The sequence below is a fragment of the Zestomonas ipomoeae genome (genome assembly GCF_057128665.1).
Map to the genome: position 1 here is coordinate 454,591 of NZ_JBSKHQ010000001.1, position 22,481 is coordinate 477,071.

Annotated in this window: 19 protein-coding genes; 3 read left to right on the forward strand and 16 right to left on the reverse strand. The window is 64.5% G+C overall.

Features of this window, described 5'->3' with window-relative positions:
* Positions 1-70: 70 nt before the first annotated feature.
* The 16 genes from ltaE to ACWKV7_RS02115 form a co-directional block, all read right to left on the reverse strand.
* The gene (ltaE, locus tag ACWKV7_RS02040) at positions 71-1,072 is read right to left on the reverse strand and encodes a low-specificity L-threonine aldolase (protein WP_483855960.1); all 1,002 of its coding nucleotides are present in this window, start codon (positions 1,070-1,072) and stop codon (positions 71-73) included.
* Between the two features lie 104 nt (positions 1,073-1,176).
* Complete coding sequence (gene astE, locus ACWKV7_RS02045; protein WP_483855961.1) at positions 1,177-2,172, reverse strand: succinylglutamate desuccinylase; 996 nt, start codon at positions 2,170-2,172, stop codon at positions 1,177-1,179.
* Between the two features lie 10 nt (positions 2,173-2,182).
* Positions 2,183-2,464, reverse strand: a complete 282-nt coding sequence (locus ACWKV7_RS02050; protein ID WP_483855962.1) for a topoisomerase II — start codon at positions 2,462-2,464, stop codon at positions 2,183-2,185.
* A gap of 77 nt (positions 2,465-2,541) precedes the next feature.
* Positions 2,542-3,888 (reverse strand): N-succinylarginine dihydrolase, encoded by a 1,347-nt coding sequence (astB, locus tag ACWKV7_RS02055; RefSeq protein WP_483855963.1) that lies wholly within the window; start codon positions 3,886-3,888, stop codon positions 2,542-2,544.
* Positions 3,885-5,348 carry a succinylglutamate-semialdehyde dehydrogenase gene (gene astD / locus ACWKV7_RS02060; protein ID WP_483855964.1) on the reverse strand — a complete coding sequence of 488 codons (1,464 nt, stop codon included), beginning with the start codon at positions 5,346-5,348 and terminating at the stop codon, positions 3,885-3,887. The genes astB and astD overlap by 4 nt, the downstream gene beginning before the upstream one ends.
* A gap of 11 nt (positions 5,349-5,359) precedes the next feature.
* The gene (gene astA / locus ACWKV7_RS02065; protein WP_483855965.1) at positions 5,360-6,385 is read right to left on the reverse strand and encodes an arginine N-succinyltransferase; all 1,026 of its coding nucleotides are present in this window, start codon (positions 6,383-6,385) and stop codon (positions 5,360-5,362) included.
* Positions 6,386-6,450: 65 nt separating this feature from the next.
* A complete protein-coding gene (gene aruF / locus ACWKV7_RS02070) occupies positions 6,451-7,467 on the reverse strand; it encodes an arginine/ornithine succinyltransferase subunit alpha (protein WP_483855966.1) in 1,017 nt (338 codons plus the stop codon).
* A 166-nt stretch (positions 7,468-7,633) separates the two neighbouring features.
* The gene (locus tag ACWKV7_RS02075) at positions 7,634-8,854 is read right to left on the reverse strand and encodes an aspartate aminotransferase family protein (protein ID WP_483855967.1); all 1,221 of its coding nucleotides are present in this window, start codon (positions 8,852-8,854) and stop codon (positions 7,634-7,636) included.
* A gap of 397 nt (positions 8,855-9,251) precedes the next feature.
* The gene (locus ACWKV7_RS02080; RefSeq protein ID WP_483855968.1) at positions 9,252-10,235 is read right to left on the reverse strand and encodes a GlxA family transcriptional regulator; all 984 of its coding nucleotides are present in this window, start codon (positions 10,233-10,235) and stop codon (positions 9,252-9,254) included.
* Positions 10,236-10,285: 50 nt separating this feature from the next.
* Positions 10,286-11,050: an ABC transporter ATP-binding protein gene (locus ACWKV7_RS02085; protein ID WP_483855969.1), complete on the reverse strand. Its 765-nt coding sequence runs from the start codon at positions 11,048-11,050 to the stop codon at positions 10,286-10,288.
* 23 nt (positions 11,051-11,073) lie between these two features.
* Positions 11,074-12,186 carry a succinylglutamate desuccinylase/aspartoacylase family protein gene (locus tag ACWKV7_RS02090; protein WP_483855970.1) on the reverse strand — a complete coding sequence of 371 codons (1,113 nt, stop codon included), beginning with the start codon at positions 12,184-12,186 and terminating at the stop codon, positions 11,074-11,076.
* A 2-nt stretch (positions 12,187-12,188) separates the two neighbouring features.
* A complete protein-coding gene (locus tag ACWKV7_RS02095; RefSeq protein WP_483855971.1) occupies positions 12,189-12,887 on the reverse strand; it encodes an ABC transporter permease in 699 nt (232 codons plus the stop codon).
* Entirely contained in the window at positions 12,884-13,573 is a 690-nt protein-coding gene (locus ACWKV7_RS02100; protein ID WP_483855972.1) for an ABC transporter permease, read from the reverse strand. The genes ACWKV7_RS02095 and ACWKV7_RS02100 overlap by 4 nt, the downstream gene beginning before the upstream one ends.
* Before the next feature lie 214 nt (positions 13,574-13,787).
* A complete protein-coding gene (locus ACWKV7_RS02105; protein ID WP_483855973.1) occupies positions 13,788-14,561 on the reverse strand; it encodes an ABC transporter substrate-binding protein in 774 nt (257 codons plus the stop codon).
* A 766-nt stretch (positions 14,562-15,327) separates the two neighbouring features.
* On the reverse strand, positions 15,328-17,289 hold the full coding sequence (gene acs / locus ACWKV7_RS02110; protein WP_483855974.1) for an acetate--CoA ligase: 1,962 nt from the start codon (positions 17,287-17,289) through the stop codon (positions 15,328-15,330).
* 809 nt (positions 17,290-18,098) lie between these two features.
* Entirely contained in the window at positions 18,099-19,652 is a 1,554-nt protein-coding gene (locus ACWKV7_RS02115; RefSeq protein WP_483855975.1) for a sigma-54-dependent transcriptional regulator, read from the reverse strand.
* 119 nt (positions 19,653-19,771) lie between these two features.
* Here ACWKV7_RS02115 and phhA point away from each other — a divergent pair, with 119 nt between their 5' ends.
* The 3 genes from phhA to ACWKV7_RS02130 all read left to right on the forward strand — a co-directional run bounded on the left by phhA (position 19,772) and on the right by ACWKV7_RS02130 (position 22,413).
* The gene (gene phhA / locus ACWKV7_RS02120) at positions 19,772-20,698 is read left to right on the forward strand and encodes a phenylalanine 4-monooxygenase (protein ID WP_483856275.1); all 927 of its coding nucleotides are present in this window, start codon (positions 19,772-19,774) and stop codon (positions 20,696-20,698) included.
* Positions 20,699-20,863: 165 nt separating this feature from the next.
* Positions 20,864-21,220, forward strand: a complete 357-nt coding sequence (locus tag ACWKV7_RS02125; RefSeq protein WP_483855976.1) for a 4a-hydroxytetrahydrobiopterin dehydratase — start codon at positions 20,864-20,866, stop codon at positions 21,218-21,220.
* Positions 21,217-22,413 carry an amino acid aminotransferase gene (locus tag ACWKV7_RS02130; RefSeq protein WP_483855977.1) on the forward strand — a complete coding sequence of 399 codons (1,197 nt, stop codon included), beginning with the start codon at positions 21,217-21,219 and terminating at the stop codon, positions 22,411-22,413. The genes ACWKV7_RS02125 and ACWKV7_RS02130 overlap by 4 nt, the downstream gene beginning before the upstream one ends.
* The last annotated feature ends 68 nt before the right edge of the window (positions 22,414-22,481 follow it).

Genomic DNA, 22,481 nt, shown 5'->3' on the forward strand with positions numbered 1-22,481 from the left:
GCATTATATCGGCCCCGCGCCTGGGCGGTAGAGCTTTGTGCGATAGACAGCGGCTATCGGACCCCGGGCTTCAGCCTTTTGCTTCAGCGAAGAATTCCAGCACCCTGTCGATGCCCGCCGCAGACACGTCCAGGTGCGTGACCAGACGCATGCGCGCGGCGGCGCTGAGCTTGATGCCCTGCTCTGCCGCGGCAGCCTTGAGCGCCTCCGCGCGATCGCCGACCTGCACGTACACCATGTTGGTCTGCACCGGCTCGACGCTGTAGCCCAGGGCCTGAAGCCCCTTGCCCAGCCTCTCGGCATTGGCATGATCCTCGGCCAGCCGCGCAACCTGGTGCTCCAGTGCATACAGCCCGGCCGCGGCCAGCACGCCGGCCTGGCGCATGCCGCCGCCGACCACTTTGCGCCAGCGCCGCGCCTTGGCGATGAACTCGCGACTGCCGCAAAGCACCGACCCTACCGGCGCGCCCAGCCCCTTGGACAGGCACACCGAAACCGAATCGAAATGGCGGGTGATCACCTGCGCCTCGACACCCTGCTTGACTGCGGCGTTGAACAAACGGGCACCATCGAGGTGCAACGCCAGGCCATGCTCGCGGGTGAAGTCGCGCGCGTCCTGCAGATAGTCCAGCGGCAGCACCTTGCCTTGCATGGAATTTTCCAGCGCCAACAAGCGGGTGCGGGCGAAGTGGGGATCGATCGGCTTGATGAACGCCTCGACCCTTGTCAGATCGAGGGATCCGTCGGCTTCCATTTCCACCGGCTGCGGCTGGATCGATCCGAGCACCGCGGCGCCGCCGCCTTCGTATTTGTAGGTATGGGCCTGCTGGCCGACGATGTACTCGTCGCCACGTTCGCAGTGGGCCATCAGGCCGAGCAGATTACTCATGGTGCCGGTTGGCACGAACAGGCCCGCGGCGAAGCCAAGCTGCTCGGCGAGCTGCGCCTCCAGGCGGTTGACCGTCGGGTCTTCGCCATAGACGTCGTCGCCCAGGTCGGCGCGCAGCATGGCTTCGCGCATGCCGGGGGTAGGCTGGGTGACGGTATCGCTGCGCAGATCGATGAAGGGCATGGCACGGGTTCCTGGGGGTCGACGGACGAAGTCCGCCCACCCTACCGGCTCATGCACCTCACTGACAGATACAGTAGGCGAGAAAAACGACCGCGATGCGCGGACTAGAGCGCGGCAGGCACCACCAGGATGCCGGCGCGCAGGCCGTTCTTCACCCTGGGGTTCGGAAAGATGATGCGGGCCCCGGGCTCTTCGACGATCCAGCGGGTGTTGGCGATGTCCTCGGCCAGCAGGTAACCGACAGGCAGCTCGCTGAAGTTCTCCACATCCGCCGGCAAGTGCAGGCAGAAGGTATCACTGTGCTTGATGATCTCGCGCGCCACGGAGAACAGCTTGAGTCCATCCAGGCCGCCGTCGACCGGGGTCTCGCGACCTTCCACCAGGCTTTGCAGCATGATCTCCAGACGATCGAGGTTAACCAGCTGGTTCTGCCCGAACGGCCGCGCCTTGCCCAGTTCGAGGGTAAAGGCTTCGGCGTTCAACTGGGCATAGGTATAGGAACTGAAGGTGATGCCGGTCTTGTTCTGCAGCAGCACCGCCTCGATGCCGGCGGCCGCCAACCGGGCCAGCTCGGCGGCCGAGTGCTGGCGCCCCTCCACGTAGGGATAGAGGGCGAACTGCTCGATCTTCGAGGCGCGGATGGCGGTATGCAGGTCGTAGTGCAGACGGGTGCGTTCGGGCTTGCTGAAGAAGGCCGCAACCAGATGCTCCAGCTCGTTGGCGCGCAGGGTTTCGAAACCGCTGGACTCGGCGTGCCGGCCGTTGAACAGGCGATTGATGTCCTGCTCGACATAGCGTTCGCCACGGCGCATGGCCTCGGGATTGCCGAACAGGAAGAGAATACGCGCCCGCGGCTTCAGCTCGCGCCGGGCAATGCCCTGGATCAGGCGGTCGAGCAGCTCGATCGGCGCGGTTTCGTTGCCATGAATGCCCGCCGAGAGCAGCAGGTCCATGCCGTTGTCGGCCGCCGCCGGCGGGGTGATCTCCAGCGCGCCTTCGGCCAGCCAGTGCAGGCGCGTGCCCTCGGCGGTGAGCTGGATCTTCTCGGTCGGCTCGCGGCCGGCCAGGGTCAGTTCGAGCAGTTTGCCGAGAGCGAGCATCGGTCAGTCCTCAGTGATTGCAGTCGGGCCCATGGACGTGGTCGTCCTCGTCCGCCGACTCTACCGGTTCCATTTCCAATTGCAGGCTGACCAGGTTGGTCGCCTGCGGGCGCAGCAGCAGGTTGGCGTACTCGGTATCGCCCTCCTCCACGTCGACGCCAATCAGCAGTTGATCGCCAACCGCCTGGATCCAGACCTCGCGACCCTGCCAGATGACGGCGAAGCGCGTGCAGGAGGTTTCCAGTTGGGTGCCGTCGGTATCTTCCAGCACGAGTTGCAGGGCATCGGTCATTGCGTTGGCTCCAAGCTATAGGCCAGAAGCTGCAAGCCTGGGCGGCAAAAGGGTACTTGCCGCCTGGAGCTTGAAGCTCAGTTGATCTGGAAAGGATAGACGGAGCCCAGTTTAAGGATCTGCGTCAGTTCATCCAATGCCGTTCTGCATTCCACCAGCATCTGCGGATCGGCCAGGTCGGCTTCCACCAGGCGGTCGCGGTAGTGCTTGTCGACCCAGGCAATCAGCGTGTCGTACAGCGACGGGGTCATGATCACCCCCGGATTCACTGCGTTCAGCTCGGTTTCGTTGAGCGCCACGCGCAAGCGCAGGCACGCCGGGCCACCGCCGTTCTGCATGCTCTGCTTGAGGTCGAACACCTTCACCTCACGCACCGGGCCGTCTTCGGCGGTCAGGCGCTGCAGGTAGTGCCAGACACTCTCGTTGTTGCGGCATTCCTCGGGCACGATCAGCAGCATGCTGCCATCGGCGCGGGTCAACAGCTGGCTGTTGAACAGGTAGGAACGCACCGCATCCTCGACACTGACCGCCTCGCGCGGAACGCAGACCGCCTGGAAGCGGCCGCCGCGCCGGCCGAGCTTGTCATGCAGTTCGGCCAGCACCTGATCGGTATTGAGGAAAGCATCCTCGTGATGGAACAGCACTTCGCCGTTGCCGACCGCGATCACGTCGTTATGGAACACGCCCTGGTCGATCACCGCCGGGTTCTGCTGGGCGTAGACCACGCCCTCCTCGCTCAGGCCATGCAGGCGGGCCACTGCCTGGCAGGCCTCCAGGGTCTGCCGTGCCGGGTAGCGCTGCGGCGCGGGAAAGCGATTGTCGAAGGCGCTGCGACCGAAAACGAAGAATTCGACGCCGGCATCGCCGTAGCCCTTGCAGAAGCGCGTGTGATTGGCCGCGCCCTCGTCGCCGAACTGGCTCACCGCCGGCAATGCGGCGTGGTGGGCGAAGTGCTGCGGGTTGGCGAACATGGCGCCGAGCACACGGCTGGTAGTCGGATGTTCAATGCTGCGGTGGAACTTGCAGTTGAGGTTGGCAGCGGTGAAATGCACCCGCCCGTCCGCCGTATCGGCACTGGGGCTGACGGTGCAGGCGTTGGCGGTCCACATGCTCGACGCCGAACTGCAGGCGACCAGCAGCGGCATGGCGTCCCTGGCGGCCTTCTGAATTACCTCGGCATCGCTGCCAGTGAAGCCCAGGCCACGCAGCGCGTTGACGTCCGGACGCTCCTGCGGGGCCAGCACGCCCTGCTTGAAGCCCATCTCCATCAGCGCCTTCATCTTCGCCAGGCCCTGCTTGGCGGCGTCTTTCGGGCTGGAAACCGCCTGGCTATTGCTCTGCGAAGCCACGTTGCCGTAGGACAGCCCACCGTAGTTGTGGGTCGGCCCGACCAGACCGTCGAAATTCACTTCAAAGGCGTTCATAAGCTGACTCCAGGCGACAGGGTTGCAGGCAGGCTGAGGGCGTCGGTTTCCAGCGAGGCGACCGGATACGCGCAGTAATCGGCGGCGTAGTAGGCGCTGGCGCGGTGGTTGCCAGAGGCGCCGATACCGCCGAACGGCGCGGTGCTGGCGGCACCGGTGAGCTGCTTGTTCCAGTTGACGATGCCGGCGCGGCTCTCGATCCAGAACTGCTGGTAGCGCTCGCGGGAATCCGACAGCAGGCCAGCGGCCAGGCCGTAGGCGGTGTTGTTGGCTTCGGCGATGGCCGCGTCGAAATCGGCGTAGCGGATCACCTGTAGCAGCGGGCCGAAGAATTCTTCGTCCGGGCGCTCGGCGACGGCGCTGACGTCGAGGATGCCGGGGGTGAGCAGCGCGGCGTTCGGCTCCGGCTGGGTCATTTCCAGCAAGGCAGTCGCACCGTTGGCGAGCAGCGCGGCCTGAGCCTCCAGCAACTGTTTGGCAGCCTGCAAGGAGACCACCGAGCCCATGAACGGCGCCGGCTGTTCATCGAAACGACCGACCTTGAGCTGGCCGGCAACCTGTACCAGGCGTGCCAGCAGCGCATCGCCCCAGGCGCCTTGCGGCACCAGCAGACGGCGGGCGCAGGTGCAACGCTGGCCGGCGGAAATGAACGCCGACTGGACGATGGTGTAGACGGCGGCACCCACGTCGGCGACCTGGTCTACGATCAGCGGGTTGTTGCCGCCCATTTCCAGGGCGAGGATCTTGTCCGGGCGGCCGGCGAACTGCTGGTGCAGCAGGTTGCCGGTGCGGCTGGAACCGGTGAAGAACAGCCCGTCGATGCCCGGATTACCAGCCAGGGCGATACCGGTTTCACGGGCACCCTGCACCAGGTTGAGCACACCGGCCGGCAGGCCGGTTTCGATCCAGCACTTGAGCGTCAACTCGGCGACCTTGGGGGTCAGCTCGCTGGGCTTGAACACCACGGTATTGCCGGCCAGCAGCGCCGGCACGATATGGCCGTTGGGCAGATGACCGGGGAAATTGTAGGGGCCGAAGACGGCGACCACGCCATGAGGCTTGTGGCGCAGTACCGCAGTGGCGTCGGCCAGCGGGCCGCTCTTCTCGCCGGTGCGCTCGCGGTAGCTCTGGATCGAGATGGCGACCTTGTTGGCCATGCTGGTGACTTCGGTGGCGGCTTCCCACAGCGGCTTGCCGGTCTCTTCGCCAATCGCATGGGCCAGTTCGTCGGCTTGGGCCTTGAGGGCGGCGGCGAACTGCTCCAGTACGGCAATGCGCTCGTCCAGGGAACGTCTGGCCCAGACCGGAAAGGCAGCACGGGCGGCCTGCACGGCGTTATCGACCTGCGCCGCGCTGGCGCCAGCGCCACGCCAGATCACCGCCTGGCTGACAGGGTTGAGCGATTCCAGGGCATCGCCCTGCCCGGCCTGCCATTGGCCGGCGATGTAATGGGTAGTCATCTCGGTTCTCCTCAGCTGGCCAGCGGCTTGGCCGACAGCGGCACGGCGCGTACCTGGTCGCCGGCATTCAATTGCAGGCGCTTGGCGGTAAGCGGGTCGACCACCAGGGTTCCGGCAGCCATGCGCGCGGCGGCGGCGGTAATGCGGCAGTCTTCGCGCTTGCGGTTGTGGATCAGGAAACGCGGCGCGTCGTCGCCGGGGGTGCCGATGGCCAGCACCAGGGGCTGGCTGTCATGCACCGCGCGAATCTTTCCGGTTTCGCATTCGATGGCCGGGCCGGCGTCGAAGATGTCGACGTAACCCTGGAAGCTGAAGCCCTCGGCCTTGAGCATGGCCAGGGCCGGCTCGGTATCCGGATGCACGCGGCCAATGACCCCGCGCGCTTCTTCGGAGAGGAAGCAGGTGTAGAGCGGGAACTTGGGCATCAGCTCGGCGATGAAGGCCTTGTTGCCGACGCCGGTGAGGTAGTCGGCCTGGCTGAATTCCATCTTGAAGAAGTGCCGGCCGAGGCTTTCCCAGAACGGCGAGCGGCCTTCGGCATCGGACATGCCGCGCATCTCGGCGATCACCTTGTCGCCGAACAGTTCGCGGAACTCGGCGATGAACAGGAAGCGCGCCTTCGACAGCAGGCGACCATTGAGCCCGCTGCGATGATCGGCGTGCAGGAACAGCGAGCACAGCTCGGAGTTGCCGGTCAGGTCGTTGGCCAGGAACAGCGTGGGAATCTGCCGATGGATGTTCAGCTCCTGGGAGGCACTGACGGTCAGGCCGACACGGTAGTTGTACCAGGGCTCGCGCAGGCCGACGGCGCTGGCGATGGCGGAGATACCGATGACCTTGCCGTCGTCGTCCTCGAGCACGAACAGGTAGTCGGCATCGGCCCGCGCGGCCTCGCCGCGAAAGGCTTTCTCGGCCCAGCCGACCCGGTGCGCCAGGCGCTCCTCGTTGGCCGGCAAGGTGGTCAGGCCGGCGCCGGTGCTGCGGGCCAGGTCGATCAGGGCCGGTAGATCGGCGCTGCGTACGGGACGAACGATCATAGTCACTCCGTTCAAGCTATGCGCTGGAAGCTGAAGACCGCACCAGGCGGCCAGCTTCGGGCTTGTTAAACCGCTACCAACCGGACGCTGGCGCCCTCGCCGACACCCAGGGCTTCGGCGGCTTCCGCCGAGAGGGTCACCGGCTTGCCGGGTACCCAGTCCAGCTCGGTAACGACGGCCCGGTAGTCCTGCAGCTGACCATTGGCCACCAGATAGGAGCGCCCACCCTTGCCCGGCTCGCCGACGCGCACCGGCGCGACGCGGCTCTGGGCAATGGAGCGAATGCCGGAGGTGCGCGCGTGCAGCGTCGGGCCACCGTCGAAGATGTCGATGTAGTGGTCGGTCTCGAAGCCTTCGCGCATGAGGATGTCGAAGGTGACCTGTGCCCGTGCGTGCACCTGGCCCATGGCTTCCTGGGCGGCATCCGGCAGCAGCGGCACGTAGATCGGGTAGTGAGGCATCAGCTCGGCGAGAAAGGTGCGGCTCTTCAACCCGCACAGGCGCTCGGCCTCGGCGTAGTTCATATCGAAGAAGTTACGCCCGACCGCATCCCAGAATGGCGAATCGCCCTGGTCGTCGCTCTGGCCGACGATCTCCACCACCACCGCATCGGCGAAACGCTCCGGGTGGTTGGCGAGGAACAGCAGGCGACCGCGGGAATTCAGCTCGGCGGCGGCGGTATCGACCAGCGCCGGTTCTACGTAGAAGCTGGTCAGCAGGCTGTTGCCGGTGAGGTCGTGGCAGAGCGACAGCACATGGATCTTGTTGTGGATCTTCAGCTCTCGGGCGGCATGCACGAAGGTTTCGTTGCGAAAGCTGTAGAACGGCTCGGAATAGCCGGCCGACGCGACGATGCCGGAACAGCCGACCAGGCGACCGCTGTCGCTGTCCTCGAGCACGAAGAAGTAGCTCTCCTCGCCGTTGAAGCTGACTTCCGCCGCGAACGATGCTTCCGAGGCAGCGATCTTGTCGCGCAGGCGGTCGGCATCGTCGGGCAGCGAAGTGACACCGACCGGGCTATCCGCAGCCAGACGCTGAACGTCGGCCAGATCAGCCATTTGCGCAGGGCGCATCACCAGCATGGTGTCACTCCTTTCAATAAAAGCTCCGAGCCACTCGGGCGAGCAACTCAGAGAAAGCCGTGGAAAACCACAGCACACACAAGAGACGGCCTTCCTTGGGTGAACCGCGGCACTGCCTTGTGCCGCGGGAAGCTCATTCAGCGTAGGCCGGATATCCGGCCCGGGCTCATGCCTGGGTCAGCTTGGCCAGGGCGCGCTCGAAGCGAGCCAGGCCCTCTTCGATGTCGGCGTCCTCGACCACCAGACTGGGGGCGAAGCGCACCACGTCCGGGCTGGCCTGCAGCACCATCAGCCCCTCGGCCGCAGCGGCATCGAGCACAGTCTTGGCCTTGCCCTTCCAGGCCTCGTTGAGCACACAACCGAGCAGCAGACCGAGGCCGCGCACCTGGGTGAACAGGCCGTATTGCTGGCCGAGCTGCTCAAGACGGGTCTTGAAGCGGTCGTGCTTGGCCTTCACGCCATCGAGCACCTCGCGGGTGTTGATCGTATCGATCACCGCCTCGCCCACCGCACAGGCCAGCGGGTTGCCGCCGTAGGTAGTGCCGTGGGTGCCGACCACCAGGTGTTTGGCGATGGCCTCGGTGGTCAACATGGCGCCGATCGGGAAGCCGCCGCCCAGGCTCTTGGCGCTGGAGAGGATGTCCGGGGTGATGCCGTAGTGCATGTAGGCGAACAGCTCGCCGCTGCGGCCCATGCCGGTCTGCACTTCGTCGAAGATCAGCAGCGCCTTGTGCTGGTCGCAGAGCGCACGCACGCCCTCTAGGTAGGCCTTGTCGGCCGGCAGCACGCCGCCCTCGCCCTGTACGGGCTCGAGCACCACGGCGCAGGTCTTGTCGGAGATGGCGGCCTTGAGCGCTTCGAGATCGTTGTAGGGCACATGGCTGATACCCTCGATCTTGGGCCCGAAGCCGTCGGAATACTTGGGCTGACCACCGACGTTGACGGTGAACAGGGTGCGTCCATGGAAGCTATTGGTCGCGGCGATGATTTCGAACTTGTCGGCGCCATGCACATCGTTGGCGTAGCGACGGGCCAGCTTGAAGGCGGCTTCGTTGGCCTCGGCACCGGAGTTACAGAAGAAGGCACGCTCGGCGAAGGTGGCATCCACCAGCTTCTTGGCCAAGCGCAGCGCCGGCTCGTTGGTGAACACGTTGGAGATGTGCCAGAGGGTGTTGGCCTGGTCGGCCAGCGCCTTGACCAGCACCGGATGGCAATGGCCGAGCACGTTCACCGCGATGCCGCCGGCGAAATCGATCAGCTCGCGACCGCTCTGATCCCAGACGCGGGAGCCCTGACCGCGGACCGGAATGAAACCGGCGGGGGCATAGTTGGGGACCATTACCTGGTCGAAGTCGGCACGTGCTACCGGCGCATGTTCAACAGACATCGGGGTTCTCCTGCCTAGAACGGCTTGCGATGAGAGGATTGTAGGGGCTGATTGGGGGCGGGCATTGCCGCTATGCGACAACTTCTTATAGCTCAAACCCGATAAATCCCGAGGCTTACGTAAATGCGACAGAAAGCGTCGGGAAGGCGCAGTTTAAACGCTGTTCGCCACCGGAGAGCGACGGCGGGGAAATTTTCTCGGCCACCGCAAGCACGCCGAAAATACGGCAGCTAGCCTTGAGCCATCAGCACAGGACGCCACCCAGGGGAGCCACCAGAGACCCCCTGCAACACAGGGCAAGAACACGGAGAATGCCCCCAGCGATCGGATTGAGCGGGAGGAAGCTGCGCCATAAGCCTTCATTATCCGGATAAATATCCGGATATCAGCGTATGATTCAGCCCCGCTCGGTGCCCGAGGAAGTCAACTCGAAAGGACTGCTGCTGCGACGCTGGTTGCGGTCTTCCCGCGGCGTGGCGCCGAAGAAATTGCGGTAGGCACTGGAGAAATGCGGCCCGGAGGAAAAGCCGCAGGACAGGCCGATCTGGATGATCGACTTGCTGGTCTGCATCAGCAACTGGCGCGCCTTGTTCAGTCGCAGCTCCAGGTAGTACTGGCTGGGCACGCGGTTGAGGTACTGCTTGAAGATGCGCTCCAGCTGACGACGGGAGACGCAGACGTGCTGGGCGATCTCGTCGGTGGTCAGCGGCTCCTCGATATTCGCCTCCATCAGCAGCACGGCCTGGGTCAGCTTGGGATGACTGGAACCGAGGCGATTCTGCAGCGGAATGCGCTGCCGCTCGCCGCCCTCGCGAATGCGCTCGACCACCAACTCTTCGCTCACCGCCCCAGCCAGCTCGGCGCCGTGATCGCGGGCCAGCACGGCAAGCAGCAGGTCGAGCACTGCCAGGCCACCGCAGGCGGTCAGGCGATCACGATCCCAATCGAACAGATGGCTGGTGGCGATGACCTTGGGGAACCGCTCGGCGAAATCGTCCTGCCAGCGCCAGTGCACGGCAGCACGATAGCCGTCGAGCAGGCCGAGCTGGGCCAGCGGATAGACCCCGGCGGACAACCCGCCGATCACGCAACCAGCCCGCACCGCCTGCCGTAGCGCGGCGGAAAGCGCTGGCGCCATCTGCGCCGGCGGCTCGTCGGCGAGCAGGAAGAGCTTCTGGCAGCCCTCGAGACGGCCCGCCCAGGGCTCGCCCGGCAGGCGCCAGGCGCCCTCCTCGACCATCGGTTCCGCCTGCAGAAAGAGCAACTCGTAAGTGACGTCCGGATGAACCCGCTGGGCGACCCGCAATGCTTCCTCGGCCAGCGCAAGCGTCATCGGCTTAGCGCTGGACCACAGGAGAAAACCAATCTTATGGGCAGTCATGACAGGCAGTTTAGGCTCCGGTTACACATGCGCCAGGCGCGGCAGCGACTTTACTTCAGGCTACCCGACAGGAACTGCTTGAGACGCTCGGATTGCGGATTGACCAACACTTCGCGCGGATCGCCGCTCTCTTCGACCAGGCCTTTATGCAGAAAGATCAACTGGTTGGACACTTCGCGAGCAAAACCCATTTCGTGGGTGACCACCACCATGGTACGCCCCTCGGTGGCCAGGTCCTGCATCACCTTGAGCACCTCGCCGACCAGCTCCGGGTCGAGCGCCGACGTCGGCTCGTCGAACAGCATCACCTCCGGCTCCATCGCCAGGGCCCGGGCGATGGCCACGCGCTGCTGCTCGCCGCCGGACATATGCCCCGGATAGGCATCCTTGCGGTGGGCCACGCCAACCTTGGACAGGTAGTGCTCGGCCTTCTCCCGCGCCTCCTGCTTGGGCATGCCGAGCACGTGCACCGGCGCCTCCATCACGTTTTCCAGCGCGGTCATATGCGACCAGAGGTTGAAGTGCTGGAACACCATCGACAGCCGCGAGCGCATGCGCTGCAACTGCTTGGGATCGGCCGCCTTGAGGCCACCGTCCTTGTTCGCCACCAGCTTCAGCTCCTCACCATTGAGCAGGATCTTGCCGCCATGGGGCTGCTCCAGCAGGTTGATGCAACGCAGGAAGGTGCTCTTGCCGGAACCGCTCGAGCCGATAATGCTGATCACGTCGCCCGCCTTGGCCGCCAGGGACACGCCCTTGAGCACCTCGTGGCTGCCATAGCGCTTATGCAGGTCTTGGACTTCCAGTTTGTACATGGTTTCGGTCTCGATACGGTTAATCAGTCGCTGAGCAAGCGTCCCTGACGGATAGGGGTGCGGCCGGCCACCTTGGCCAGCCACAGGCCGGGCTGAGCGAAACGCAGACGCTCGCGCACGTAGAGCACGCCATCGGTATGGGCGCGGACAATGCTGTGGCGATCATCCAGAGGATCGATCACCTCGAACAGGGGATCACCCTTCTTGACCTGCGCCCCCACTGGCTGAAGGAAACTCACCACGCCCGCATGGGGCGGATAGGCGTACTCGGCGCCCTCGAAGGGCGTCGCCTCGCAACATTCTTCCGGCGCCTCAGGCCAGTCGCCGGCGATCAGGCCCTGCTCGGCAAGGAAGGCAAGAATGGCTTCGGCACTCCGCTCCGCAGTTTCCTTCTCGGTATCGGCCATGCCGCCGAGCTCGATGGTCGCCGACAGGCAAGCCAGCGGAATGGCTGCATCCGGAAAGCGCCGCGACAATCGCACCCAAGGCATCGAACAGGCTTCATCGAAGGAGCTGCCGCCGGAGTCCTCGCTTAGCAGCACCGCGCCGGCCTTCAGCCGCGCCGCAAGGGATTTCCACTGCGACCACTGCTGGGGGATCGGATAGAAGTGCACCACCGCATCGAAGTCGCAGTGCAGATCGAGCACCACGTCGGCGTCGCAGGCGTGCTTGAGCAGCAGGCACTGTAAACCGAGCAGCTCCGAGCCGGCCGGCGGCAGCGCTTCCAACACCTGCGACATCGCCTGGCGGATCAACCGCACGTTGGCGGGGCCGTCTGCACCGACGGTGGCTTCCACCAACGGCGCGACCAACTCGGCCAGATCGGGAAAGTCGCGATTGAAATTCCTGCCGCTACCGAACTCGAACCGGCCCTGCTGGGTCGCCTGGAACATCTGCCCCAGCCCGATCGGGTTGGCCACCGGCGCGAGTTCGATCACGCCGGTCAAGCGCCCTTCGGCCTCCAGCTCGCGCAGGCGGCGCTTCAACTCCACCGCCACGCGCATGCCCGGCAGCTCGTCGGCATGCAGGGATGCCTGGATATAGGCCTTGCAGGGCCCGCTGCCAAAACGGAACACCGTCAGGCGGCGCTCCGTACCGGGACAGCCCCAGGGCAGCTCATGGTCGATGCGCTGCATGCTCAGGCCTTCCGCGGGGCGAGGTAGCCCAGCCAGCGGCGCTCGGCCAGCTTGAACAGGCGCACCAGGATGAAGGTCAGGCACAGATAGAACACGCCGGCCGTGATGTAGGCCTCGAACGGCATGTAGAACTGCGAGTTGACGGTCTTGGCCGCACCCAGGATATCCACCAAGGTCACCACCGATGCCAGGCTGGTGGCATGCAGCATCATGATCACCTCGTTGCTGTACTGCGGCAGCGCGCGGCGCAGGGCCGAGGGCAACAGGATCCGCCGATACAGCTTGCCGCGCGACATGCCCACCGCCTTGGCCGCCTCGAGCTCGCCATGGGGCGTGGCCTTAAGGCTGCCGGCAAGAATCTCCGCGGAGTAGGCGCTGGTATTGATGGCGAACGCCAGCACCGCACAGAAGGTCGCATCGGATAGGTAGGGCCAAAGCGCGCTGCTCTTGATCACGTCGAACTGGGCCAGACCGAAGTAGATCAGGTACAGCTGCACCAGCATGGGCGTACCACGGATGACGTAGGTATAGAGCCAGGCCGGGAAATTTACCCAGGGCTTGCGCGATACCCGCATCAGCCCCAGCGGTACCGCGGCGGCCAGACCGACGGCAAGGGACATCGCCAGGAGCTCGAGGGTGGTCAGCACGCCGCTGAAGTAAAGCGGCAGATTGGACCAGATTACGGTGTAGTCGAAGATCATAATTCGGCCGCCTTAACGCCTACCGAGTAGCGTTTTTCCAGGAACCGCAAGGCAAGCAGGGAAATACTCGTGAACAACAGGTAGATCGCCGCCGCCGCCAGGATGTAGGTGAACGGCTCATGGGTGGCGTCGCCAGCGCTCTTGGCCTTGGCCATCATGTCCTGCAGGCCGACCAGCGACACCAGGGCCGTGGCCTTGACCAGCACCAGCCAGTTATTGGTGATACCGGGAATGGCGAAACGGATCATCTGCGGCACCAGGAGGCGGAAGAACACCTGCACTCCATTCATGCCATAGGCCACACCAGCCTCACCCTGCCCCTTGGGAATCGCCATGAAGGCACCGCGGAAGGTTTCCGACAGGTAGGCACCGTAGATGAAACCCAGGGTACCGACGCCCGCCGCAAACGGGTTCAGGTCGATGTAGTCCTCGTAGCCGAGAAGCGGTGCGATGCGGTTCACCATGTCCTGGCCGCCGTAGAAGATCAGCATGATCAGCACCAGATCCGGAATTCCGCGAATGACCGTGGCATAGGCATCGCCGAGCCACGCCAACCACTTGATCGGCGACAAACGGAAGGAGGCGCCGATCAGGCCGAGCGTGACAGCCACGCCCATGGAGGCCAGCGCCAGCAACAGAGTGAGCCAGGCACCATGGAGGATGGTTGCCCCGTAGCCTTGCAGCATGATCTTGATTCCTCATGCAGGACACCACTGCGGCGTCCGCTACAACGAAAAAGCGGCACAACATCAGGGTAGCCGGGCAATTGACCAGCAATTGCCCGTAGCGCGTCGAATCCGCAAAAAAAGGACTCGACCCGACCGAGAGCCGTGGCACGCCCTGTACCAGCGGATCGCGTCCCGGTGCGAACCTCGGTTGTGAGACTTTCAGGGAAGGCGATTACTCGCCGTAGACGTTGAAGTCGAAGTACTTGTCCTGCACTTCCTTGTACTTGCCGTTGGCGCGAATGGCGGCGATGGCGGCGCTGATCTTGTCGGCCAGTTCCTTGTCGCCCTTGCGAACGGCGATGCCGGCGCCCTTGCCGAAGTACTTCTCTTCGGTGAAGTCCGGCCCCACCAGTGCGAAGCCTTTGCCGGCGTCGGTCTTGATGAAGCCTTCGTCGATGTTCACCACGTCGGCCAGGGTAGCGTCCAGGCGACCGGCAACGAGGTCGAGGAACACCTCGTTCTGCGAGCCGTAGCGCACGACTTCGATACCGGCCGGGGCGAATTTGTCGGTGGCGTAGCGATCGTAGATGGACGCGCGCTGCACACCGACCTTCTTGCCTTTCAGGTCGACCAGCGGGTCCTTGATCTCGGTGCCGGCCTTCATCGCCAGCTTGGCGGGGGTGTGATAGTACTTGCTGGTGAAGTCCACCGACTTCAGACGGTCCTCGGTGATGGACATGGAGGACAGCACCGCGTCGAACTTGCGTACCTTCAGCGCCGGGATCAGGCCGTCGAACTCCTGCTCGATCCACTTGCACTCGACCTTCATTTCCTCACAGAGGGCGTTGCCGATGTCGTAGTCGAAACCGGTGATGTTGCCTTCCGGGGTCTTGTAGGCGAAGGGCGGGTAGGCCGCTTCGATCCCAATGCGCAGAGGCTTGTCTGCCATGGCCAGCGGCGACAGCACGGAAAGCGCCATGGCGCCGAGAAGTACGATCTTCTTCATGTTGTGACTCCCTCGAATGGTTGGCATCGATTGGCAGAGTGGTAAACGCCCGGGCCGCGCTTGAATTGTAGGAAGAGCCGCCCAGTTTGCTGCACGATTCGCGCAGTTTGGGGCTCCGGCCGGGTGCTCGGCATTCTAGCGAGGGGTCAAAAGCCGATATTTCTTCAATGCGACAACAAATTACAAAAGCCTCGGACGGGCCAATGGTCGACATTGACAGGCACCACGAAAAGTGCTCAGCACATAGAGAAGGGTAACCTGGAGTTGTAGCAATAAGCGGGCCCGATATATCAAGACCTCGATTTCATGCGGCTTACGTGAGAAGAATATTTCTCTCAAGGGCCACTCCAAGGGGACAATTTGTTTCCGCGCGCCCCGTTCCTGCCCCCACTGTTACCGACCGGTGACACCTCTCGGGCAATCCGATAAACGGATAAAAATCCTGAAAGCAAAGAGATATCGCTGCAATGCCGGGTCTTCAGTTCACTCGGGCATAGGCTGCGCCGAGAGGCTTGCAGCCAGCTACGGTGGCTGCCTGTCTCGGGGCACCGGCTTGCGCCGGCACGACGAAGTCGTTCGTGAGCCCCCTCGGTAGACCACCCTCCCCCGCAGGCGGGTGTTCAGAGGCTTGCCGGAGATCAGGCGCTTCTGTTTCTGGATACCGCCGGCGTGACGCGGCATGGAGGGCCCTATTCGGCGCATCTCTGTTAGAAGCGAAACGCCCCACCCAGGCTTGTGGCCTGGGCGGGGCGCTCGGGTGGAGCGGTCAGGCGCAGGCGGCCTGCATGCTCCGGTGGGTGTCGATAAGGTGTTGCACCACGCCGGGATCAGCCAGCGTGGAGATATCGCCGAGGGCGTCGTATTCGGCGACGGCGATCTTGCGCAGGATGCGACGCATGATCTTGCCCGAGCGGGTCTTCGGCAGGCCCGGCGCCCACTGGATCACATCCGGCGTGGCGATCGGACCGATTTCCTTGCGGACCCACTGTTTCAGCTCCAGACGCAGCGCCTCGGATGGCTCTTCGCCGGAATTAAGAGTGACGTAGACGTAGATGCCCTGCCCCTTGAGGTCATGGGGTACGCCAACCACCGCCGCCTCGGCGACCTTCGGGTGAGCGACCACCGCGCTCTCCACCTCAGCGGTACCCATGCGATGCCCGGACACGTTGAGCACGTCGTCGACGCGCCCGGTGATCCAGTAGTAACCGTCCTCGTCACGGCGCGCGCCGTCGCCGGTGAAGTACATGCCCTTGAACGTCTTGAAATAGGTATCGACGAAGCGGTCGTGATCGCCAAACAGGGTGCGCGCCTGCCCCGGCCAGGAGTCAACGATGACCAGGTTGCCCTCGGTGGCGCCTTCCAGGATGTTGCCCAGGTTGTCCACCAGCGCCGGCTGCACGCCGAAGAACGGCCGCGCGGCCGAGCCCGGCTTCAGGCCATGGGCGCCCGGCAGCGGGCTCATCAGGGTGGCGCCGGTCTCGGTCTGCCACCAGGTGTCGACGATCGGGCAACGGCTCTGGCCGACGGTTTCGTAGTACCACTGCCAGGCCTCCGGGTTGATCGGCTCGCCCACCGAGCCCAGCAGGCGCAGGCTGGAGCCGTCGGCGCCCTCCACCGCGGCCTTGCCCTGGGCCATCATGGCGCGGATGGCGGTTGGCGCGGTGTAGAGGATGTTGACCTTGTGCTTATCGATGATCTTCGCCACGCGGGTGACGTCCGGGTAGTTCGGCACGCCCTCGAACAGCACGATGGTCGCGCCGTTGGCTAGCGGACCATAGACGTTGTAGCTGTGGCCGGTGACCCAGCCGATGTCGGCGGTGCACCAGAACACTTCGCCAGGGCGATAGTCGAACACCCGCTCGTGAGTCAGCGAGGCGTACAGCAGGTAGCCGCCGCTGGTATGCAGCACGCCCTTGGGCTTGCCGGTGGAGCCGGAGGTGTAGAGGATGAACAGCGGTTCCTCGGCACCCATCTCCTTCGGCGCGCAGACGCTGCCGGCGACTTTCATCAGGTCCTCGTACCAGATGTCGCGGTGCCCGTGCCACTTGATGGTCGCCCCGGTGCGCTTGCAGACGATGATCTTCTGCACGCTGGCGGTTTCCGGATTGGTCAGCGCCTCGTCGACGTTCTCCTTCAGCGGGATGCCCTTGCCGCCACGCACGCCTTCGTCGGCAGTGATCACCACCTTGGACTGGCAATCGATGATGCGACCGGCGAGCGCCTCGGGGGAGAAGCCACCGAATACCACCGAGTGAATCGCCCCGATGCGTGCGCAGGCCAGCATGGCCACCACCGCCTCCGGGATCATCGGCATGTAGATGGTCACCACATCGCCGCGGTGCACATCCTGGCCACGCAGCGCGTTGGCGAACTTGCAGACCTGCTCGTGCAGCTCGCGGTAGGTAATGTGCTGGTGCTCGGAAGGGTCGTCGCCCTCCCAGATGATCGCCACCTGGTCCCCGCGCTCTTCCAGGTGTCGATCCAGGCAGTTGTAGGAGACGTTAAGGGTGCCGTCGGCAAACCACTTGATGTCCACGTGGTGATCGTCGAACGAAGTCTGCTTTACCTTGGTGAACGGCTTGATCCAGTCGAGGCGCTTGGCCTGCTCGCGCCAGAATCCATCGGGGTTGATCACCGACTGCTGGTACATGGCCTTGTAGGTGGCCTCGTCGGTCAGCGTGTTGGCAACGACTTCGGGACGCACGGGATACAGGGAAGCAGCACTCATCGGAAACCTCGACGGTAGTAGTTGTTTTTTCTATGTGGATATTTGTAGGTCTCGCCCCGCCGCGGAACCATTCGACCATGGTCTTACCGGCCTAAGACCAAGGTCGAGCGCGCCTTCCCGAAGTGAGGCCAGGCGTTCTCGCAGGCATAAAAAAGGGCGACCTCGGAGGTCGCCCGCCCAAACATTCCGGGAGGAATGGATAAACGCTCACGCCCAAGAACCTTGCAGGCATCGGACACCTGCATTGAACCGCAACGGTTGGATGGCGAGCCATTGCACCAAGGTCGTAGGCCATGACTCACACCTAGGATGGTGCTGCGGCAGGCAGGTTTTTACGGCGAGCGACCTCGCCATCGCCATCCAACCCGCCTGGACCCCGGCCTTCGCCAGGGTGACGGGCCGATGGGAAACGCGCCCGAGACGACGCGTCGAACCCTATCCGGCAGCCTACAGAGACGACCAGGCGACTCTCGCTGCCTTATCTACCCCGGAGCCTCAAGCCCGTCATATCGGCGCAGGCCGGTATCCAGGGAGCAGGCGGTAGCGAAGCCGCTCCCTTTCGCGCCCACATATCGGGGAAGTAGATCGGTCCCACGCTCCGCGTGGGAATGCAACGCCGGACGCTCCGCGCCTGTGGGACGCGGAGCGTCCCCTGAGGGGTTTCCACGCGTGGAAACCATCGGCGGCACTGCCTGGCAACTCAGCAAGACGCATCAGGCAACTGGCTATCTACCGTTGCCCGGCCCGTCATACCGGCGAAGGCCGGTATCTAGAAGCAGGCAACGCCGAAGCCACCGAGAGAACCACCTCTACTCCTTGCCCATCCCATACTGCCGCAGCTTGTTGGCAATGGTGGTATGGGACACGCCCAGCCGCTTGCCCAGTTGGCGGCTGCTCGGGTGCTCCTGATAGAGCCGTTCCAGCACCGCCTTCTCGAAGCGACCGAGGATGTTGTCCAGCCCGCCCTCCAGGGAGAACTCGCCCAGCGGCTGGGGCGCGCCGTAGTCCGGCAGGCGGATGTGCTCGGGCTTGACAGTGCCGCCCTCGCACAGGGATACCGCCTGGAACAATACATTTTCCAGCTGCCGCACATTGCCCGGCCAGTGATAGTGGCCGAGCCGCTCCAGCGCCTGCGGTGCCAGCTTCGGCAGGCTGCAGCCGATCTGCCGGCTGGCCTGGTCGAGAAAGTGATCCACCAGCGGCGGCAACCCGTCCAGGCATTCGCGCAGCGGCGGGATGTGCAGGCTGAGCACGTTGAGCCGGTGATAGAGGTCCTGGCGGAACTCGCCCTTGGCGCATAGCTCGGAGAGGTCCACCTGGGTCGCGCAGATCACCCGCACGTCGAGATACACCTCCTCGTCGCTGCCGACCCGGCGAAAGCAACCGTCCTGCAGGAAGCGCAACAACTTGGCCTGCAGGCGCGGGCTCATCTCCCCCACCCCATCGAGAAACAGCGTGCCGCCGGCGGTCAGCTCCAGCAGGCCGAGCTTGCCCTCGGGGCGCGCGCCCTCGAAAGCACCGGGGCCGTAGCCGAACAGCTCGGTCTCGGCCATGGATTCCGGCAGCCCCGCGCAGTTGAGCGCCATGAACGGCGACTGCCCGCGCGGGCTGGCCAGGTGGCAGGCACGCGCCAGCAGCTCCTTGCCGGTGCCGGTCTCACCCTCGATCAACAGCGGCGCATCCAGAGGCGCCATGCGCCGGGCCTCGCGCACCACTGCGGCCATCACCTTGGAGCTCTGGAAAATACTGTCGAAGCCACGCAGCTCCTGCTTGCGCACATGGTAAATGCGCTCGCCGACCCGGTCCGCCCGGTGCAGGGTCAATACCGCGCCGGCCAGGGCCTCGCTCTCGTCGTGCTCGGATTGCAGCGGCGCGATGTCGGCAAGGAACACATCGCCCTTCACCTTGATGCGCAGGCCGTTGATGCGCGCCTTGTTCGCCCGCACCAGCTCCGGCAGGTCGAAGTCCTCGACGTAGCGCGACAGCGGAATGCCCGGCACTTCGTCCACCCGCACACCGAGCAATTGCGCGGCGCTGCGGTTGGCGGCGACGATGCTGCCGGCCATGTCGATGGACAGCACCGGGAAGTCCAGCGCGCCGAGCAGCGCGTTCAGTTCCAGATGCCGCCGTTCGCTGGGCATCAGCCCCACGCGCTTGACGCCGAACACTCCCGGAACGGCTTCCAGCTTCGGCCGCAGGGCCTGGAATTGCAGGTTGATCAGGTTCGGGCAGAGCATGTAGATGGCGTTGCCCTGCTCGCCGCCCACCTCGCCCTTGGCCACATTGATGCCGTAGTCGACCAGCAGGTTGAGGATGTCGCGCAGGATGCCGACGCGGTTCTGGCAGTGGACTTTGATGCGCATGGAGCGGCTCTGTCAGTGGCGAAATCGAGGTCAGGCGGGCCGAAGAATCGCTCTCGGGGCCGCATTCATCGTCAAGAATATGTGACAGTTCGTCGCACCAGCAAGGCCGAACTTCGCCACTGGCCGAAAAACGTAATGCATTCTTTACGGATTTCCCGACCCGTTCCCGCCGCCAGCGCCGAGCCAGGGGCTGCGCCAGGCGGCCTTCTGCGCTATCGCTAGAGCCATACAACAACAAGGCTCCGCGGCAGGAGGCGACAATGAAAGCAACGCAATACGTGGCCCGTCAGCCAGACGAACAAGGCTTCATCCAGTACCCGGAAGCCGAACATGAAGTCTGGAATACGCTGATCACCCGCCAGTTGAAGGTGATCGATGGCCGCGCCTGTCAGGAATACCTGGACGGCATCGAGCAGCTCGGCCTGCCCCATGATCGCATTCCGCAACTCGGCGAGATCAACCGCGTGCTCGAAGCCGCGACCGGCTGGCGCGTGGCGCGGGTGCCGGCGCTGATTCCGTTCCAGACGTTCTTCGAGTTGCTCGCCAGCCAGCAATTCCCGGTAGCCACCTTCATCCGCACGCCGGAAGAGCTGGATTACCTGCAGGAGCCGGATATCTTTCATGAAATCTTCGGCCACTGCCCGCTGCTCACCAACCCCTGGTTCGCCGAATTCACCCACACCTACGGCAAGCTCGGCCTGGCCGCGAGCAAGGAAGAACGCGTCTTCCTCGCCCGCCTGTACTGGATGACCATCGAATTCGGCCTGGTGGACACCCCGGTCGGCCGGCGCATCTATGGCGGCGGCATCCTCTCCTCGCCGAAGGAAACCCTCTACAGCCTGTCCAACGAGCCGGAGCACCAGGCCTTCGATCCCATGGAGGCAATGCGCACGCCCTATCGCATCGACATCCTGCAGCCGCTCTACTTCGTACTGCCGGACCTCAAGCGCCTGTTCGAGCTGGCCCACGAAGACATCATGGGCATGGTGCACAAGGCCATGCAGTTGGGCCTTCACGCACCGAAATTCCCACCGAAAGCGGCCTGAGCCCATACGCTTCCCACACGGCCTCTGCCAACCTGCGCGTGACGTGGGTTGGCGTTGAGCGAAGCGAAGCCCAACATGGGGCACTGCGTTTCCGGTGAAAGCCAACCTGCCACGCCGGGTTGCGCCTACCCCCAAATTTTCCATCAATGAACCAAGGAACCGATCATGTCCGCACTCTCCCAAGCCCACTGCGAAGCCTGCCGCGCCGACGCGCCCAAGGTGAGCAACGATGAACTGGCCGAGCTGATCAAGCAGATTCCCGACTGGAATATCGAGACTCGGGACGGCCACATGGAGTTGGAAAAAGTCTATCTGTTCAAGAACTTCAAGCACGCCCTGGCCTTTACCAACGCGGTCGGCGAGATCGCCGAAGCCGAAGGCCACCACCCCGGTCTGCTCACCGAATGGGGCAAGGTCACCGTTACTTGGTGGAGCCACTCGATCAAGGGCCTGCACCGCAACGACTTCATCATGGCAGCACGCACCGACGAGGTTGCGCACACCGCCGAGGGGCGCAAATGAGTCATTTCGACAAGGTCCAGCGTGTGCCCGGCGACCCGATTCTCGGGTTGCTGGAAGCCTTCCGCGCCGACCCCAACCCGGCCAAGCTCGACCTCGGCGTCGGTGTCTACAAGGATGCCCAGGGCCTGACGCCCATCCCCGAGGCGGTCAAGCTCGCCGAGCAACGCCTGGCCGCCAGCGAAACCACCAAGAGCTATGTCGGCGGGCACGGCGCGCCGGTGTTCGGCAACCTGCTCTGCGAGCTGGTGCTGGGGAGCGATTCGCCGTTGCTCGGCCAGCAGCGCGCGGGCGCCAGCCAGACCCCTGGCGGCACCGGGGCGTTGCGTCTGGCGGCGGACTTCATCGCCCACTGCCTGCCCGGTCGCGGCATCTGGCTGAGCAACCCGACCTGGCCGATCCACGAAACGCTGTTCGATGCCGCCGGCCTCAAGGTCCACCATTATCCCTACGTCGGCGCGGACAACCGCCTCGACGTGGCCGCCATGCTCGCCGCGCTGGAGCGCATTCCCCAGGGCGATGTGGTGCTGCTGCACGCCTGTTGCCACAACCCCACCGGCTTCGACCTGTCCCATGACGACTGGCAGCGGGTCCTGCAGATCGTGCGCGAGCGCCAGTTGCTGCCCCTGATCGACTTCGCCTACCAGGGCTTCGGCGATGGCCTGGAGCAGGACGCCTACGCCGTGCGCCTGTTCGCCGAGGCGTTGCCGGAATTACTGATCACCAGCTCCTGTTCGAAAAACTTCGGCCTCTACCGCGAGCGGACCGGCGCGCTGATCGTCTGCGCAGGCAACGCCGAACAGCTCGCCGACGTGCGCAGCCAACTGGCCTTTCTGGCCCGCAGCCTATGGTCCACCCCACCGTCCCACGGTGCGGCGGTGGTTGCGGAGATTCTCGGTGACGAAGAACTCAAGGCGCTCTGGCAGCGCGAAGTGGAAGCCATGCGCCGCCGCATCGCCGAGTTGCGCCTGGGCCTGCTCGATGCCCTGCGCCCCTACGGCCTGGCCGAGCGCTTCGCCCACATCGGCGTGCAGCGCGGCATGTTCTCCTACACCGGCCTGACGCCGACCCAGGTGGCACGCCTGCGGGACGAGTTCAGCATCTACATGGTCGGCTCCGGCCGCGCCAACGTCGCCGGCCTCGACGCCACCCGACTCGATGCCTTGGCCGGGGCCATCGCCCGGGTCTGCGACTGAACCAGGCAACACCCTCTTTGCGCCGGCCCCAAAGCCGGCGTTTTTTTGCGTGGATTTCGCCAGGGAAC